Raw genomic sequence first — 16,592 nt, forward strand, 5'->3', positions numbered from 1 at the left:
AAAAGGCGATGTGCCAGGTCAACCAAGCGGTGTTTGTGAGTGGGCTTGGTGATCGAGGAGGAGGGAGGGGGCGTAGGAAACGGCGGTGCAGCGAAGGGCCGAACGTCCGTTTTCGGCACTTCGCTGCAGTTTCATGCCTGGTAGGGGTTAATGGGGTAAAAGCTGATCTTTGGCACTTTCGAACCCTTCGTCTCGATCCAGAGCTTGTCCCGTCCCAAGCCAGTGCGTCGCACATTGCTGGATCCTGCTGCCGCCTGCACGGGAGTCGGGACCTGAACCGGAGGCGGCGCGGGTGCGGGCATCGCTGTCGAGGCAGCGCCGCCCGGAGGCCCTGGAGGGGGCGCTGCTGCGACCGCAGGCGTTGGCCCGCCGCCGCGAATGTTCCCCGCGGTCTGTGTCGCCGGTCTGCTTCTGCCGCCCCGGCCCAGCCAGGAAATGGCGTTGTCGATCCGTTTGCCGAGATTGCCGAAACCTCTGGGCAAGGTGAACAGGGGCTTGCTCATGGTCTGGAATGCACCCTGCGCGCCCAACTGCGCTTGCCGCAGTTTCTCGGCGGCCTTCAGCATGCTGCGTCCCTTGCCGGCCATTAGCGTTCCGACGGCGACCATCGCCCCGCCTATGGCCACCAGGGTGCTGTTGTCTTCCAGGGTGCCCCATACCGCGAGGCCGAGACCCGCCACGGCGATTCCCGCACCGCCGGCGGCCATGATGAAACCGACGGTCAGCGCTGGCGCGGTCCAGGGCACTGCAACCACGACCGGGATGACGAAGAGCGCCATGAGCGCGACGGGCAGCCAGTCGGTCCAGCTCTTCTTCTGGGTCGGTTGCTCGATGGGGTCGACGTAGATCGGATCGGTGCCCGGACGCCGGTCGCTGCGGTGCCCGGAGGGATCGTGGAAGCGCACCGGGTTGCCCAGGCAGTACACGTAGGGGTTGACCCCGCCGTCTTCGAACGGTGCCTGCGAGTCCGGGCTGTGGAAGCGCATCAGCCCAGGGTTGTAGGCACGGTAGCCGCGTCCCAGCAGGTACCAGCCGCTGGTGGATTCCCGGGGTTCGCCGTTGAACGCCAGCAGGCTCTGCAGGCGGCGTTCGTCCTGCAGCTCGCCGTAGACGCCGTAAGCCGTTTCGCGCAGCCCGGCCTTGATGCTCTCGCCGATGACGCTGGGGCTGGCATCGGTGAGCAGCAGCAGGGTGCGTTCGTGATCGTCGAGCTGCTGTTGTCCCAGCGGCACGCCCTCGTGGCTGAAGCAAAGGGTCCGGGTGTTGTCCTGCACGGTGAAACTGAGGTCGTAGCCCTCGTAGAAGCGCAGGGTTTCGGGCGCGTCGCCCTCGCGGCTGGCCAGCAGGTGCTGGTGTCCATCGTAGCGATAGCCGCCCATGGAGCGCTGGCCGTCGGCGCTGGTCACTTCCAGCAGGCGGCCCAGGTTGTCATAGCGCAGGTGCTGGCCCAGTTCGTCGTTGAGCAGGTTGCCGTCGGCGTCGTAGCTGAAATCCTGGCTGCCCGGATACCCCGCTTCGGTCAGGGAATGACGAACGTTGCGCAACTGGCAGGGATCCTCGTCGGCATAGGTGAAAATGGCTACGTCCTGCTTGCCGCTGGCGAAGGCGGTGACGCAGCGCTTGATGTTGTCCAGGGCGTCGAAGAGAAACAGCTGGCTGCTGATCTCGTTGCCATAGCGATCGCTGGGCAGGCGTTCGCCATTGCAGGTATAGCGCCCAAGGCGACCGCGCAGGTCGTAGGTGAAGGTCTCCAGGAGCAGGCTGCGTCCGGCCATTTCCTGGTGGCGTTCGCACAACTGGTCATCCTCGCGCCAGACATGGCGGATGGTGCGTGGCGGCTGGTCGTTGAGGAACAGGCTGCGCAGTTCCAGGCGCCCCAGGCTGTCGTACTCGTTCGTGCTGACCAGGGTATCGCCGCTGTCCAGGTCGCGGGTGGTGGTGCAGCGCGGTCGGCCAAGCAGGTCGAAGTCGAAATCGGCCTGCAACCGGCCCTGGGTCATCTGCCGGACCCGGCCGCTGCCGTCATACAGATAGGTGGTGAGCGCCTGATCGTGCTTCACCCTCAGCGGCAGGCCGAACAGCGATGTCTCGTAGGTGGTTTCGTGGGATTGGCCGCTGCTGTCCAGCCAGACCTCCCGTTCAAGGTGACCTGCCGCGTTGTAGTGGTACTCACGATTGCCCTGGGCGTTGCTGGCGAGGGTGAGGCTGGCGTCGCGCGGATCGAAGTCGTAGGTGGCCGTGTTGCCCGGCACGCTGATCTGATCCGGCTGTTCGCTGAGGTTCACCTTGTAGTGGTAGTCGACGAGCTCGCCGGCCGGGGTCGTGCGCTGGCGCACCAGACTCTTGCCGCCCTCGTAGTCGTAGCTTTCCCGGCGTGGGCCGACACTGCGCCAGGCCAGCCGTTCCAGGCCATCGAACTGCTGTTCGCCGACACACACGGTCGGCTCCAGGGCGTTGGCCGGGATCACCCGCATGGCCGTGCTCAGCTCGCCCGTGCTGTGCCGGTCGAAGTCGCGCTCGATCACGGTCCGGTCGGGCAGGTGGGTGCGCTCGACGCGACCATGCACATCGTATTCGTACAGCGTGGTCAGGGTCGTTTCCTGCAGCGCCTGTTCGTGGCGCGTGCAGTGACCGTAGCCGTCGTAGAAGAACGCCTGGCGAGCGATGCAGTGCTCTTGCTCGTCGAGACGTTCGATCCAGTCGGGTTTGTCGAAGGCATTGAACTGGGTCACCGTGAGCTGGCTGGTCAGCCTGGCCTGCCCGCTGCTTTCCAGCCAGGTGCGCTGCAGGTCGCCACCGTCGCCGAACGGCGAGATCTCGCTGACTTCGCTCACGCCGTCCGGGCGCGTGGTACGCCACACCCGGCCCCAGTCGTCGTATTCGTAGCCTGTGGTGAGCGGCATTTCCTCGCCATCGAGCCAGTCGCTGCGGGTTTCCGCGATCAGTTGGCCCAGCGCGTCGTAGCGTGCACTGTAGATCTGCCGCCAGCCACCGGCATGGGCATGTTCCATCGCCACCGGACGGCCCAGGCCGTCGACGCGGACGCGGGTCTGCACGCCCCTGACATCCGTGGTGGTCTGCGTGGCCTGCTGGCCGTGGCTGGCGACCAGGACATGGTGGTGATGGCGGCTGACCTGCACATCGCTGCCGGGTGCGACCACCTCTTCGACCAGGCGCCGGAAACGGTCGTAGCGGCTGAGCACCTCCACCGCATTCTCGTCGTCGCCGAGCAGCAGCTCGCCATGCACCAGCGACTGATCCCGGGTCAGGGTCCTGCTGCTGTCGTCGAAGGCGGTGAAGGTCTCCACGGTACGCAGCACGTCCTCGGCCAGGCGCTCGTTGCGTTCGCGACTGTAGGCGAACCGGGTGATGCCGATCGCCTCCTTCACGGTGTGGCTCAAACATTGCCGGCGGCCGTGCAGCAGGTCGTCGGCGGGATCCTCGAAGTAGAGGATCTCGCTGTAGCTGAGCAACTCCTCCTCTTCGCCGCGCACGGCGACGGTGTCCTCGCGACACTTGAGCAGCATGGGATTGTTCGGCGCACCGGCGAGCGGTGCCAGGGCCTTGTAGCGAAACCGCGTGACCAGTTCCGGCTCGCCGTCGCGCGCGTTCTGTGCCGGTGCGACGCGGGTTTCCTTGAGGTTGCGGACGAAACCGTCCGGATCCGCGGGACAGCCGTCCTCGCCTTCGGCCTTGTAGTAGAGATGAGTCAGGCGCACGCCATCCTCACGGGTCTCGCTGATCAGGTTCCCGTAGTCGTCGAACTCGGTATGGGCGATGTCGTTGCGTGCCAGGGTAGGGTTCCTGGCGTGCCGCCAGCGGGTTTCCGTGCTGCTTGGCAACTGGAAACGCCGCGGCTGCTGTTCGAAGGGCCGATCCTCGGTGAAGTAGCGGGTCGCTATCTGTTTCACGTTGTCGTTCTGCTGGATCTCCTCCAGCGTCTGCAGGTGAAAGCGATCGTAGGTGCGGTGCACCGTGCGCACGACTTTTTCGTCGACCCGATACGCCGCCGTGCTGGTGTACAGATAGCCTGGGTGAACCTTGTACAGCTGGTCCAGACCGTTGTCGTCCCAACTGATGCCGCTGTTGTTGCCGAGAAAATTCTCCTCGCTGTAGCTGTAGTCGATTTCCATCATCGGCTGGTCGAACTCGGGATACAGCCGATGGCGGGTGACCCGCGGCAGGTTGCTGCGCCCGCTCTTGCCGGGGAAGGGGTGGCCCTGGTCGCCGTACTCGAGGGTTTCGCGTCCGCCCAGAGGGGTCTGTACCTCGGTGATGCAGCTCTTGCCGAGGAACTGTCCATAGCTGAAGCGCCAGGAGGCCAGCTCGGGGGTGGGCAACACGACCTTCATCACCCGCCGGCCGGTCAGTTGCAGGACGAAGCTGTTCCCCTCTTCGTCGTCGCTGAAGGGGGGCAGGCGTATCTTTACCGAGAAGTCGTCGCGCAGGATGCGCAGCAGGTCGCCGCCCTGGTCACTCACGCGACTCAGGCACTGATAGCCGTTGAAGGTGTCGTACTCCAGCGTCAGGCGATGGCCCAGCGGGGAATGGATGCTGGCCGGCAGGGCGACGCGCTTGCCCTGGCTGCCACTGGTCTTGAGGATCTCGACCAGGCCGCTCTTGTGCACCAGGCGATAGGTACCGTTGCCGTCGTCGAAGAAGCGAAAGTTGTAGATCTTGCGCTCCGGAATGTCCGGCTCGATGTCACTGCCGGTGACCTTGAAGCTGTCGCCGCTGAACAATGACAGCATGCCGGTATCCGGTACGTACTGGGAAAGGCGCAGGTCCCAGCCCAGGCCGAAACCGCTGTCGATCAGGTTCAGCGGATTGAATGCCAGCGCCAGCGGCAGATCCGGGCCGGCCAGGGCATTTCCCTTGAGTTCGGGCAGTTCGATGTTCACCGTGTATTGACCGGTGCGCGGATCGACGCTGCTCTTGACGAAGCCGGGAAAATTGAAAGCGTTGGAGCTGACGTCACTGTGCGCGCTCATGATGGTTGCTCCGGCAGGGGACGACAGGGATCAGTGGCGTGGCTCGGGTTGACCGACCAGGGTGGCGCAGCGGTAGCGGGTTTCCTTGTTTTCATCGCCGTCATGGCTTCTGCCGATCAGGACCTGCTCGCCCGGGCACTCGAAGTTGTGTGCGGACTCCCTGAATGCGCTGCTCCAGGCGCCGGGCATCACGTTCATCGGCTGGCCCTGGTAGTCGCTCACCGGTGCACACCAGTGGTGGGTCGCCTTGTTTTCGTCGCCTTTGTGTTCACGACCGGTCATCACCGTATTGATGGGGCAGATGATGCGGCTGTCGTTTTCGGTCTGGCCGGTGGACTTGCGCGGCGTACCCACCTGCAGCGCCTTGCCGTCCTGCATGGGGGTAACGCAGCGATAGTCGGTAGGTTTGTTTTCATCGCCATAGTGGGCCCTGGCGCTCAGTACCTGGTGGCTCTGGCATTTGAAGTCCGTTTCACTTTCGTTTTTCACGTTTTCCCACTCACCGCGCACCAGGGTCACCTCGGGCGCCGGATCGGTCAGGACGGCGGCCGAGGTGGTGATCCGCATGCAGGACATCCGATCCAGCACGTTGGCGTTTTCGCCGCGAACGTAGCGTCCTACCAGTCGCACGCCGGGTCTGACGATATCGCCAGGCTCGTAGGTCCAGAACAGGGTCAACTGCAACTGATCGGTCGATGTGCGCCGGGTGGTGGTTTTCAGTTCGAGCCAGAAGTCGTCGATGTCCTTGCCGTTCTCGTCCTTGGTCCGGCAGTCGGCGTCATCGGTCGCCAGGATGCCCACCGCGGACGGCAGGTTGCCGAAGATGATCTGGCGGATCTTGTTGTTCAGCCCCCGGCACGGTGACTCGTCCGCGCCGAACTCGTATTGCAGCTTCTTGTTGCTGCCGGCGGGAGGAACACTCAGGGTACAGGCATTGTTCTGAGTGTCGTAGAGAATGATCGTTCCCCCGGGATTGTCGCTGGTGGGGAGGTTCTCCGTGGTCTGGGCCAGAACGGTGTGGCTGGCACCGAGGAGCAGCGCGCAGTTGAGCAAAGCCGGGATGACCTTCATGGCGGGGGTTTTCCGATCGATTGAAGGGGCGGGCAGATGCACCGAGGGCGAAGTGATCACCACATTTTTCCGCATTTGTACTGGGTAACCTTGTTTTCATCCCCCTTGTGATAGCGACCGATCATGATCGAGGGGGCGGGACAGGTGAAGTCGGTGTCCGATTCCGGCTCTCCTTCCGACCAGCCGATACTGGTGACCTGCATCGGGTCGTTGTCCCAGTAGGTGCTGATCGGCGTGGCGCAGCGATACCAGGTTTCGCCTGATTCGGTATCGCCATAATGGCTGCGGCCGACCATGACGCGGTCGGTCGGGCAACTGAACAGGATGCCATCGTCTTCATTGATGGGGCCGAACGTTTGCATATCCACCCATCGGACTCGGCTGTCGTTCTGGGTGGCGGTGGCGCATCGGTAATAAGTGTCCTTGTTTTCGTCACCCTTGTGCCTGCGGCTGACCATGATCTCATCTTGCAGGCAGGTGAACTTGTGACTGCTTTCCGCCATTCCCGAGGACCAGGGTAGATAGGCAAGTTGCACGGGGGCTCTGGCGCCTTTCTCACTGGCAGTGTCATCCGCAGATGCCAGAACGCTGTTGAAAGCGCCTATGGCCAGCACCAGGCAAGCCGAAGCCAGGGTCATGTTCATGTGGCAGGTCCTGATCGGGTTGTCGAGGCGGCAAGCAACTGCCCGCCAGCCGTATGTGGGGGCCGGGAACTCTCGGTCCGGCGTCCTGTTGTCGATTTAATACCCGGGTATCGTGCTTGCCTACCTATCAGAACAGCCAGGTTCTAGGGGGCCGTGGGCGTGGCCCGTCACCTCTTTAGCAGACTGATGGCCATTTCCAACCTGTCACTTCTGCCAGTACCGAGGCGCGGCACCCGGGTGTAAAAAAACCTCACTTCATCAACGACGGCTCGATGGCCGCCGTGGTGATCCATGAGGACTGTCTGCAATGAGTGATTTTCCCGAGCCGCGGATACCGGCTCTGCGCCCCGACGACACCATCGACCTTGCCGATGTGGGCTCGGGGCATCTGCGCAGTTTCGTGAAATATCCCGGCATGGCGATTGGCGACAGGATTCATGTGAACTGGCGTGGTTGCAGCCAGGGCAAGCAGGTGTTCGATGCCCTCGACCTGGTGGTGGATGTCAGCGAAGACAACGGCTACGACGAAGTCGTCGGCATGCCGGTGTTCATTCCCAATGATCTGGTGGTGGGTGTTGATCAGGGCTGGGCGTTCTACTCCTACATCATCGAGCGCGACACCCTGCTGTTGCCGGAGTCGCTGCGCCAGTTCGCCTATGTCGGCGTGCGTCCACCGCCCCTGGTGCCCTTGCCGGTGGTGCAGTTGCGCGAAGCCCGCGGCTTGCTGCTCGATCCCGCGGCCATGGGCACCCACGGCGTGACCGCGGTGGCACCGCCCTACCTGGCCATGCAGGTCGGCGATCGGGTCACGCTGCACTGGCGAGGCTACTTCGGGGGGATACCGGATACCGAATATGACACCTTCGTCACCCTGGCGCCCGCGCATATCGGCAAGCCTCTGGAATGGCTGATTCCAGCGATCTATGTGTACCTGACCGAAGGCGGCGAGGCTCATCTGCACTACAGCGTGCGCTACGCCCAGGGCGCGCAGGACAGCGAGTCCGATGTGCAGGTGTTTCGCGTGATGTCGGAACCGGGCGCCTTGCTGCCCGCCTTGCGCATCGATGGCCATGATGGCGGCGGGCAGCTCGACCCTGGCGCCTTCCCTGGCGGTCTGCGCCTGTACATGGAGCCGTATCCGGGCATCCGTGTGGGGGATCAGGTGCTGCTCCATTGGCTCGGCAACCGGGAGAGTTTCAGCACCGTGAAGTCGCTGCGTATCGATACCTCCACGCTGGACAGTGGCACCCTCGTGGCGACAGTCGAGCCGCAGTGGCTGGAGGCGGCGCAGGGCGAACGTATCAGCCTGTTCTACCAGTACGCCCGCAAGGGCGTGGCGGCGACCGCCGAGGCGCTGGCGCTGACTGTCCGCAGGCCGCTGGTGCTGCCGGCGCCAATCGTCAGGGACGCTACCGCCGAGGGTGGCAGCGGCGAGAACAAGGGCGTCCTGCTGGCCGGCGATGCCACCTATGGCGCGCAGGTGGATGTCCCGGAGTCGGTGCCCCTCGGTACCCGCGATCGTCTCGAGGTTCACTGGCATGGCCATCCGGCTGGCGGTCGGCATGTCGCCACGACGCCGATCAGCGAAAACCAGCGGCGCAGCTTCTTCATTCCGGCGACTGCCATCGCCGCCAACATGGGCTCGGGAGAGAGCAAGCGTTTCGAGGTGTTCTACCGCCTCACCGTGGAGGACGAACTGCCCCAGGATTCGACTGCATTCCACCTGCGCATCGAACCCTTGCCGAAATCCGTCTACCCCAACGTCCAGTGCCTGGAAGCCCAGGGCAACACCAGCCTGTCGTTCGCCGCGGTGCCGATCACGGGCGCCACCCTGTGGCTGGACGGCTGGACGTTCATTGCGGTCGGGCAGTTGCTGACCCTCGAAGCAGCGGGCGTTTCCCTCTCGGGCGCGGCGGTATCCGACACCATTCGCAACGCCTTGCCGGTGACGGCGAGCGAGTTCATCCGCGACCGGGTGGATGCATTGCTGCGGCGTTCCTTCCTGCAGGGTCTGAAACGCAACCAGCGTTTCACCCTGAAGGCCAGGGTCAGCTTCGACGGCGGGGAAACCTTCACCGTCTTCGACGAAACCAGCATCAACCTGACGGATTGAGCACGGCACGTGGACCAGGAGAAGAGCATGAGCACGGCAGACACGACCTCGTTGCCCGACCTGCTGCGCTGGCTTGGGGAGAAGCCGCGGACATTCGGCTGGAACGCGATTCTCGCCTACGACAGCGAGCGGACCAACACCGTGCTGCGTCAGGAGTACATCGAGCGCTACGACAGCGGCTATTTCCTGAAGCCGCTCGAGGAGCTGATCCGTACCACTGACGCCAGCGCCGAATATGTCTACGACTATGTGTTCGACAGCCCGCGATTGTCCTTCGTCAACGCCACCATCGCCCGCTCCGGCGCTGTGCTGACGCAGCAGGTCGTCGGCGGCGCGCAGTTGTCCCTGGTCCGGCCACTGGGCCTGACCCATACCCGCGTGGAAAAGGTCTTTTCCATGGATGCCCTGGACGGTCCGCTGCTGGAGTCGGAGGTGGCGCTGACTGCCAGCACCGGCCATGTCAACCTGGCGGGCAAGGTGACCCTGGACATTTCCCGGGGCGACAACCCGCGTCTGCTCTTCATCGGTTCGGACGAACACCAGCGCACGGTCGGCCAACACCTGCAATGGCGTTTCGCGCTTCTGCCGGAAGACCAGAGGACCATCGTTCTCAATGAGATCCCGGCGAGCTTCGAGCAGATCCTCAAACCGCAGCAGTTCGATATCCGTACCCAGCCCGCGCCGGGCAACCGTGAGCGTGGCAGCCGCAATTACGGACGCGGCGCGGTGCTGCTGTTCATCACCATGCAAGGGGAGGACAACGGCAGCATTCCCGACGATGACCGGCAACTGCCCTATCTCATTCCCGACGGTCATTCGGCGACGCTGCTGCTGGGCCATGACTTTCTCGTACGGCGAGTCTTCATCGCGGGTTGCCGTGCCATGGCCCACCTGCTCGACCACTTCGAGTACACGACGATCCCCGACAACAAAGGCTTCACCCGGTACGTCTGGGTATTCAGGGGGCGACTCAGGGAAGGCCGCATCTATGGCTGGGCGCCTGATTTCCAGATGATGCTGATCGAAAACCTGATCCTGCCGATCGGTGATAGCGACCAATGCAGTCTTATCCTCAGAATCGATCCCGACAGCCTGGCCTGGAGCCTGTACGGGAACACCCCGCTGGCCGTCAGCGTGACCCCGAATTCGGGGCCGAGCTATTCGGGCAACGTGCACACAAGCTGGGGCATGAGCCGGGTATTCAACTTCGTCGTCGATCCGGGGACGGGCAAACTGAACCTGGCCCATATCGCACCCCCCGTCAGTTCGTTCACGGTCGAACCAGGCGATTTCGCCAACTACCCGCCGATCGCTTCGCGCTTCAAGGAGATCGGCGATTTCGTCAAGCACTACGGTGAATGGGCAATCGCCAACGGTGAGCAGGCCTTCGCCAGGACCGCCGCCTCGATCGATGTGTTCCGCTTCAACAGCCTGCTGTTCAAGGGCCGCAACTCGGTGCTGCTGAAAAGCTCGCATGTGCCGGGCGACATGCTGATGGTGGGGGATGTCGGGCCGGATCTGTCGAACTTCGTCATCGATCAGTTGGAGCCGCTTATCGGCACCGACAGCAAGATGGAATTCAGCGTCACGCCACCGCGCATCGGCATCCACTGGAGCCTCGAGCATCTGCCGGGGGGCAGCGGAGACCTGGGCAACATCAGCCAGAGTGGGATCTACAACTCGCCGAAGGACGGCGCGATCAAAGGCAATTCCCTGCGCCTGAGAGTCAGGGCCAGGTTGGGCCAGTACACCAGCACCGCGCTGCTCACCGTGCTGGCGCGCGATATCTCGATCAACCCGGTGGTGCAGATCTGCGGTGCGCGAGAGCGCCGGGAGCTGTCTGCAGGCTCCTGGACGACGGGGGGGCTGGAATGGTCGGTCGTCGACAGCGGCTCCGGCGCCACGGTCGTTCCCAGCAGCGATCCCGAAGGCGACCACACCTATATCGCCGGGGCGGCGAATCCGAGCAAAGCGTTTCTCGTCGATGAGATCCAGGTGCGCAACCTGCGTACCGGACACCGGTCGTCGGCCTGGGTCGTGGTGACCAGCGGCATACCGTCACTGGAGGTCCGCTATGAAGCCGACAGCCAGCCGGAACGGGTGCGCTGCAAGGCCTACTTCGCCGGTCACAGCGAGCCGATCGACGGACTCGCCCTGGAATGGAAGCTGCTGGCCGGCTCGGGGCGGATCGACAGCGATGGGCTGTTCAGTCTCGATCCGGAGCCCAGCCACAGGTTTGCCGTGGTCACCTGCACAGTGCCTGCGCCGCCGCCGTTTCCTGCCTACCAGGGCTTCTGCATCCTGCCGCTGCCGCTGGTCCCTCTACCGGAGCTGCTGAAGGCGCTGGATGACGCCACAACGCTGCTCTCGACCCCCTTTTCCGGTGAATCGCCCAGAAAAGGGGGCTGACCTTTCCAGCAAGTCGAAGAGGACGATGGACATGAAAGACAAAGCACCGATAGACCACGTAATGCGATGGCTCGGGGGAGCCCCACGCACCTATGGCTGGAACGCCATCCTGGCCTATGACCGCGACAAGACCAACACGGTGCTGCGCCAGGAGTACATCGAGCGCTTCGACGCAGGCAGCTACCTGCCCGCCTTCGAAGGGCTGATCCCGACCACCGATGGTTCGGTGGAGTACCTGCACGACTATGTGCTCGACGCCGCGCGGCTGTCGTTCATCAACTCCAGCATTGCCAGCTCCCGGGCAATGATGACGCAGAAGGTCATCGGCGGCTCGCAACTGTCCTTGATCAAGCCGCTGGGCGCGCTGTTCCCCCGGGTGGAAAAGGTTTCGTCGCTGGATGCCATGGATGGTCCCGTGCTCGAGGCGGTGATCTACCTGAGGGAAAGTCCGGGTGTGGTCGATGAGGTGACGGGGGAGGTGATCCTCGATATCTCCCTCGGTGAGTTCTACCGTCTGACCTTTGCCCGCACCGAGGAGGAACGGAAGAAGGGCGGCAGGTTCTTTCAGGAGCGTTTCGGCGATCTCCTGGAGCCGCAGAAGCAACTGGTGCTCAATCGCCTGATTCGCGAGCCGGACCAGTTCCTCAAACCCGCCAGTTTCGAGATCCGCACCCATGCCGCTCCCAACAGCCGCACCCCGGGCACGCAGGAGTATGGCTCGGGGGCGGTGCTGGTGTTCATCACCATGGAAAACGAAGGCAACGGCTCCATCCCGACCGGTGACAAGGATCTGCCGTTCCTCATTCCAGACGGTCATTCGGCGACCATGCTGCTGGGGCAGGACTTTCTCGTGCGCAACATCTATGACCGTGGTTGCCGCGCCATCGCCAATGGCGGCGGCATGTTCGACTACGAGGTGATCTATGCCGGCCTGTTCCTCAAGGAACTGCGGGCGCTCAGCGGGCGAGCTCGCATCGGGCGCAGGACCGGTTCATCGCTGATCTACGAGCTGTTGCAGATCGATGACCTGAACCTGCCATTGGCCGACGCCAACTCCAGTTTCAGCATCATCATGGAGAGCAACAATCTGACCGTCAGGTTGCGCGGCAATGCCGAGCAGGCCATGCAGGTCAAGCTGCGCGATTATCACCTGACCTACAAGCACGATGTCACCGTGTTCTGGGATGTAACCAGCGTCTATGGGCCGGTGCTGCACCCAGCGACAGGTACCATCGAGTTCAGCTTGGTCCCGCAAAAGTCATTCACTCGAGTGCGTGTCAAACCTGGCAACTTCGGCAATGAAAACAACCTGGCCTGGCGTCTGGATGACATTGTCTCCTTCGCCGAAGAGGAACTGCGCAGTGGCATTGCGGAAAAACTGAGCACGTTCATTGACGCCGTCGGCGCGATCGATGCGTTCCGGCTCAATAGCCTGTTGTTCAAGGGTGAGAATGCGGTAGTACTGAAGAACATCTATACACCGGGCGACATGGGGCTGTTCGGCGATGTCGCGCCGCACCTGACCGAATTCGTCATCTCCCCCCTGGAACCGCTGATGGGCCATGGCCAGGTCCAGGCGTTCACCGTCGAACCGCCGCGGCTCGGGATCACCTGGAGCGTGCATGCGTTGCCCGGGGACAGCGGGCCCATCGGCAGCATCGACGCGGACGGCAAGTATACAGCGCCACGCTCCAGCGAAATCGAAGGCGTCTACAAGCGCCTGCTGGTCAGGGCTTCGCGGGGTACGCACACCAGCACGGCGCTGGTCACGGTGGTGGTGCGGGATATTTCGGTCAATCCGTTGATCCAGACCTGCAGTCCGCGCGACAGCCGTGCCATGTCTGCTGGAGGCCTGGGCCAGGGGGTGTTGAGCTGGGCGATCGCAGATCCTGATTCCACCGCGTCGGTCATTCCCAGCATGGATCCGGACGGTGACCATGTCTTTCTCGCCGGCGAGCCGGATCTGCTCAATCCGTTTCGCATCGAAGAGGTCGTGGTCACCAATGGCCTGACCCAGGCCCGGCAATCGGCGTGGGTCCTGGTGATCACCGGCACGATGGGTCTGGAAGTGACGTACCAGCCCACCGCTCGGCCTGACCAGGTGCAGTGCAAGGCGTACTTCGCCGGGACGGGGGATCCTCTCGATGGCATCCCGTTGGTCTGGGAGATGAAAGTCGGCTCGGGAAGCCTGGATGACGACGGCCTGTTCACCATCGATCCGGGGGGACATCACCGCTTCGCCGTGATCACCTGCAGCGTACCGATGCCACCGCCGTTTCCCTCCTACCTCGGCTTCTGCATCCTGCCCTTGCCGTTGATTCCGCTGCCTGACGTACTGCACGCGCTCGACGCCAGCGCCTTGTTGTTGACCCCACCCAGCGAGGAGTGAACGCCATGTCCGAACAGACCCTGCAAAACCTGCTGGCGGCGATGAAGGACCGTCCGATCACCCTGGGCTGGGGCGCGGTGTTGTGCTTCGGTCGCAGCCGCCTCAATGCCTTGCTCGAAGGACAGTTCGTCGATCGCCTGGCCTCCTTCCAGCAGATGTCGCCGGTCAACGGCGTGGTCTGCCTGAACCAGGAGTGCACGGAGAGCGCGACCCTGACCAACGTTCGCCTGGGACAGCCGCGCCTGTCGTTCGAACGGGCGTCGCTGCGATCCTCCACCGTCACCCTGGTCCTGCCCCTGGTCAGTGGCAACTTCAGCGTCATGACCCAGCATGTGGGCATGACGCCCATGCTGCTGTCCAGCGTCGACCTGGACGAGAGCCTGGGGTTCAGCCTGAGCGTGGACCTGTCTCTCTCCCAGGCGTCGGGGGAGGTGGACCAGAGTGGGCGCATCAGCCTGGATCTGGGCGAGGGCAGGAGCCCACGCTGCAATCTGCTGCCGTATCCCGCTGCCCAGGAGCTGCTGGGCAACCATATCCAGCAGCATGTCGGCATGCAGCCCTACAACCGGCGGGTGTTCGAGCTGGGCTTGTTCGAGTTCACCAGTTACCACCCGCTGAGTCCCGTGTCCTTCCAGCTGCTGACCCAGAAAGCGCCGGGCAGCAACGATGGCGATGGCGCCGTGGTCGTCTTCGTGCGTTTGCACGGCAATCATGGCAACGGCACGCTGCCGGTGGACGACAGCGACTTTCCCTATCTGATCCCGAGCGACCGGCAGGGCCAGGAGCCGCGCTGGTCGGCGTCGCTGGTGCTCGCCGAGGACATGATCGAGTGGCTCGGCGAAGAGCGTCTCGACGTGCTGAAGAACCTGCTGTTCCCCGGGCGCAGTGTGTTCGTCGAAAGCGCCGATGGCCGGCATCGGCCGCACGACCTGCTGGTCCTGGGCAATATCATGATGAGTCCCGGCACCGCGATGCTTGAACCGCTGTCGGGCAGTATCCGCGCCGGGCAAACGCGCCAGTTCGTCGCGCGTCGGGCCGATGGCAGCGTCATCCCCAATGTCGCCTGGCGTACGCGCAGCCTGGGCAGTCCGCTGTCGGTGGGCACGATCAGTCCGAGCGGGCTCTACACCGCCCCGGATGCAGCGACCATGGCCCACGATGCGACCCCGGCCCTGGTGCTCGGGGAGTACAGCGAGGGCGGCCAGACCCGGGAAATTGCCGCAACGCTGCTGGGCCGCTTCGAAGCGATGAGCATCTTCCCGCGGGTGGTGCTGTGCCGTCGTGGCGATGATCCGCTGGAAATCCGGGCGGCCGGTCACTCCGCCGGCACCCCGCAGTGGGGCCTGGTCGCGCCTGCCGTCGGCAGCCTGCAGGTGACCGCGCCGGGGGTGGCCTTGTATACGCCACCGGCCGATATCGATACCCCGGTGGTGCTGCAGCGCATCGAGTGCCGCCTGTCCGGGGCGGTCATCGAAACCGCGGTGATCATCCTCAAGGGCATCGCTACCGCCGCGGTCGAGCCCTTTTTCGTGCCGGCGATCGACTTCGACGCGCCACTGCGTTTCTACAACGAAAGCCCGCCCGGCTGGGCACGCTGGAGCGTGCTGGGGGACGGCACGGTGGACAGCGATGGCATGTTCACGCCACCGGCGCTGCCTTCCGGTTCACCGGTCAGCCTGGTGTGTTGCGAGGTCCTGTACAACGGCACCGGTCCGGTGATGGCCAGCGGTTTCGCCATTGTCCGCCTGGTGGCCAAGGAGATTCCGCCGCCGCGCTGGAAGGAGCTGGACTACTTCAGGATCAAGCCGCTGGGTGGCCGAGTACAGGCCTATGCCAACGGCAATCAGCAGATTCCGCTGCTGATCGAGATCAGGACCCAGACCGTGCCGGTCGACGGCCAGCAGGTGCATATCAGGCTCAGCGAGACGGAGCTGGCCTCGCTGCGCCTGTTCGACCAGAGCGGCAACGATGTGCCCTTCATCAATGCCGACCAGGAAGGCATGGCCCACGACGCCACCACGCCGTGGGCCGTCCACCAGCGGCGCAACCGCTTCAACCTGTATTCGCCCAACGGCCTGGAGGACGCCGCCGGGCATGGCGTGGCGGCGCCACGCAACGACGGCATCAGCTTCCGTGAGTTGTACGTGCATGTGCGGGAACAGGGCTCGCGGACGTTCTATGCGCGTTTCACCGGAGACGACAGGCGGGTGTACAACTCCAACGACAAGACGGTGGAGCATTCGGAAATCGAGCTGACCGGCATGACGCCACCCGCGGTGGATCCGGTCGTAGGACCGGGGCATCACTTCGACATGATCCGCGAGCGCGTCTACAGCGGCAGCGGTCATGGCGGCCCGGATGGCAGCGATGATTTCAGCTACTACCTGCAGTCGGTGGATTACTGGCGCATCAACTACAACCGCGCGGGGATCTATCCCATGCCCTTCGCCACCCTGCGCATCGAGCGCAACGTTTCGACGATCCGCTGGGAAAGCGAGCAGATGGACGAAACGTTCTTCAGTTTCACCGGCTATGCGTTCCATCCCTATCGCTCGAACTTTTCCGGTATCGACCAGCGCCCCACGGGCCTGACGTTCGACGCCTACTTTCTCGCGCTCAACCGCCTGGCCGCGGCAACGCCACCGCGGGTGCCGTTCGAGCCGGGCAAGCAACCATCCCCCGGTGAGCTGATCGTCAGCCTGCAGCGGGTGGACGACATGACCTACTGGTACGACGGCATGGCCGCGGGGCAGCCCAACCGCATGTTCCGCAGCCAGCTGGATGCGCCGGTGGTCTTCGTTCTGTTGGACGTGGAAGGCAATCGCCATCGCCTGCAGGTGTCGTTCCAGCCTCCGTCGACCAACGACAACCGCAACTACCTCAACCTGAGTATCCAGTGATGCCCGGCGCTACCACGGTGTCCGGCGACTCTGCGCGGATACTTTGGCCGCGCCGGGCTGCCTGCAAGAGATCTT

General features: G+C 63.8%; 7 protein-coding genes. 4 read left to right on the forward strand and 3 right to left on the reverse strand.

Annotated elements, in window-relative coordinates:
- Window positions 1–131: 131 nt before the first annotated feature.
- From RTI28_RS02100 to RTI28_RS02110, 3 genes are read right to left on the reverse strand one after another with little or no spacing between them, the layout of a single operon-like run.
- Complete coding sequence (locus RTI28_RS02100; protein WP_316918900.1) at window positions 132–4,991, reverse strand: RHS repeat-associated core domain-containing protein; 4,860 nt, start codon at window positions 4,989–4,991, stop codon at window positions 132–134.
- A gap of 30 nt (window positions 4,992–5,021) precedes the next feature.
- Entirely contained in the window at window positions 5,022–6,062 is a 1,041-nt protein-coding gene (locus tag RTI28_RS02105) for a hypothetical protein (RefSeq protein ID WP_316918901.1), read from the reverse strand.
- A 56-nt stretch (window positions 6,063–6,118) separates the two neighbouring features.
- The gene (locus RTI28_RS02110) at window positions 6,119–6,706 is read right to left on the reverse strand and encodes a hypothetical protein (RefSeq protein ID WP_316918902.1); all 588 of its coding nucleotides are present in this window, start codon (window positions 6,704–6,706) and stop codon (window positions 6,119–6,121) included.
- Between the two features lie 307 nt (window positions 6,707–7,013).
- Here RTI28_RS02110 and RTI28_RS02115 point away from each other — a divergent pair, with 307 nt between their 5' ends.
- The 4 genes from RTI28_RS02115 to RTI28_RS02130 are packed head-to-tail and all read left to right on the forward strand — an operon-like array spanning window position 7,014 to window position 16,517.
- Window positions 7,014–8,819: a hypothetical protein gene (locus RTI28_RS02115; RefSeq protein ID WP_316918903.1), complete on the forward strand. Its 1,806-nt coding sequence runs from the start codon at window positions 7,014–7,016 to the stop codon at window positions 8,817–8,819.
- 27 nt (window positions 8,820–8,846) lie between these two features.
- Window positions 8,847–11,228 (forward strand): hypothetical protein, encoded by a 2,382-nt coding sequence (locus RTI28_RS02120; RefSeq protein ID WP_316918904.1) that lies wholly within the window; start codon window positions 8,847–8,849, stop codon window positions 11,226–11,228.
- Window positions 11,229–11,259: 31 nt separating this feature from the next.
- On the forward strand, window positions 11,260–13,617 hold the full coding sequence (locus RTI28_RS02125; protein ID WP_316918905.1) for a hypothetical protein: 2,358 nt from the start codon (window positions 11,260–11,262) through the stop codon (window positions 13,615–13,617).
- 5 nt (window positions 13,618–13,622) lie between these two features.
- On the forward strand, window positions 13,623–16,517 hold the full coding sequence (locus RTI28_RS02130; RefSeq protein WP_316918906.1) for a hypothetical protein: 2,895 nt from the start codon (window positions 13,623–13,625) through the stop codon (window positions 16,515–16,517).
- The last annotated feature ends 75 nt before the right edge of the window (window positions 16,518–16,592 follow it).

The organism is Pseudomonas sp. zfem002 (assembly GCF_032621685.1).
Taxonomy (GTDB): domain Bacteria; phylum Pseudomonadota; class Gammaproteobacteria; order Pseudomonadales; family Pseudomonadaceae; genus Aquipseudomonas; species Aquipseudomonas japonica.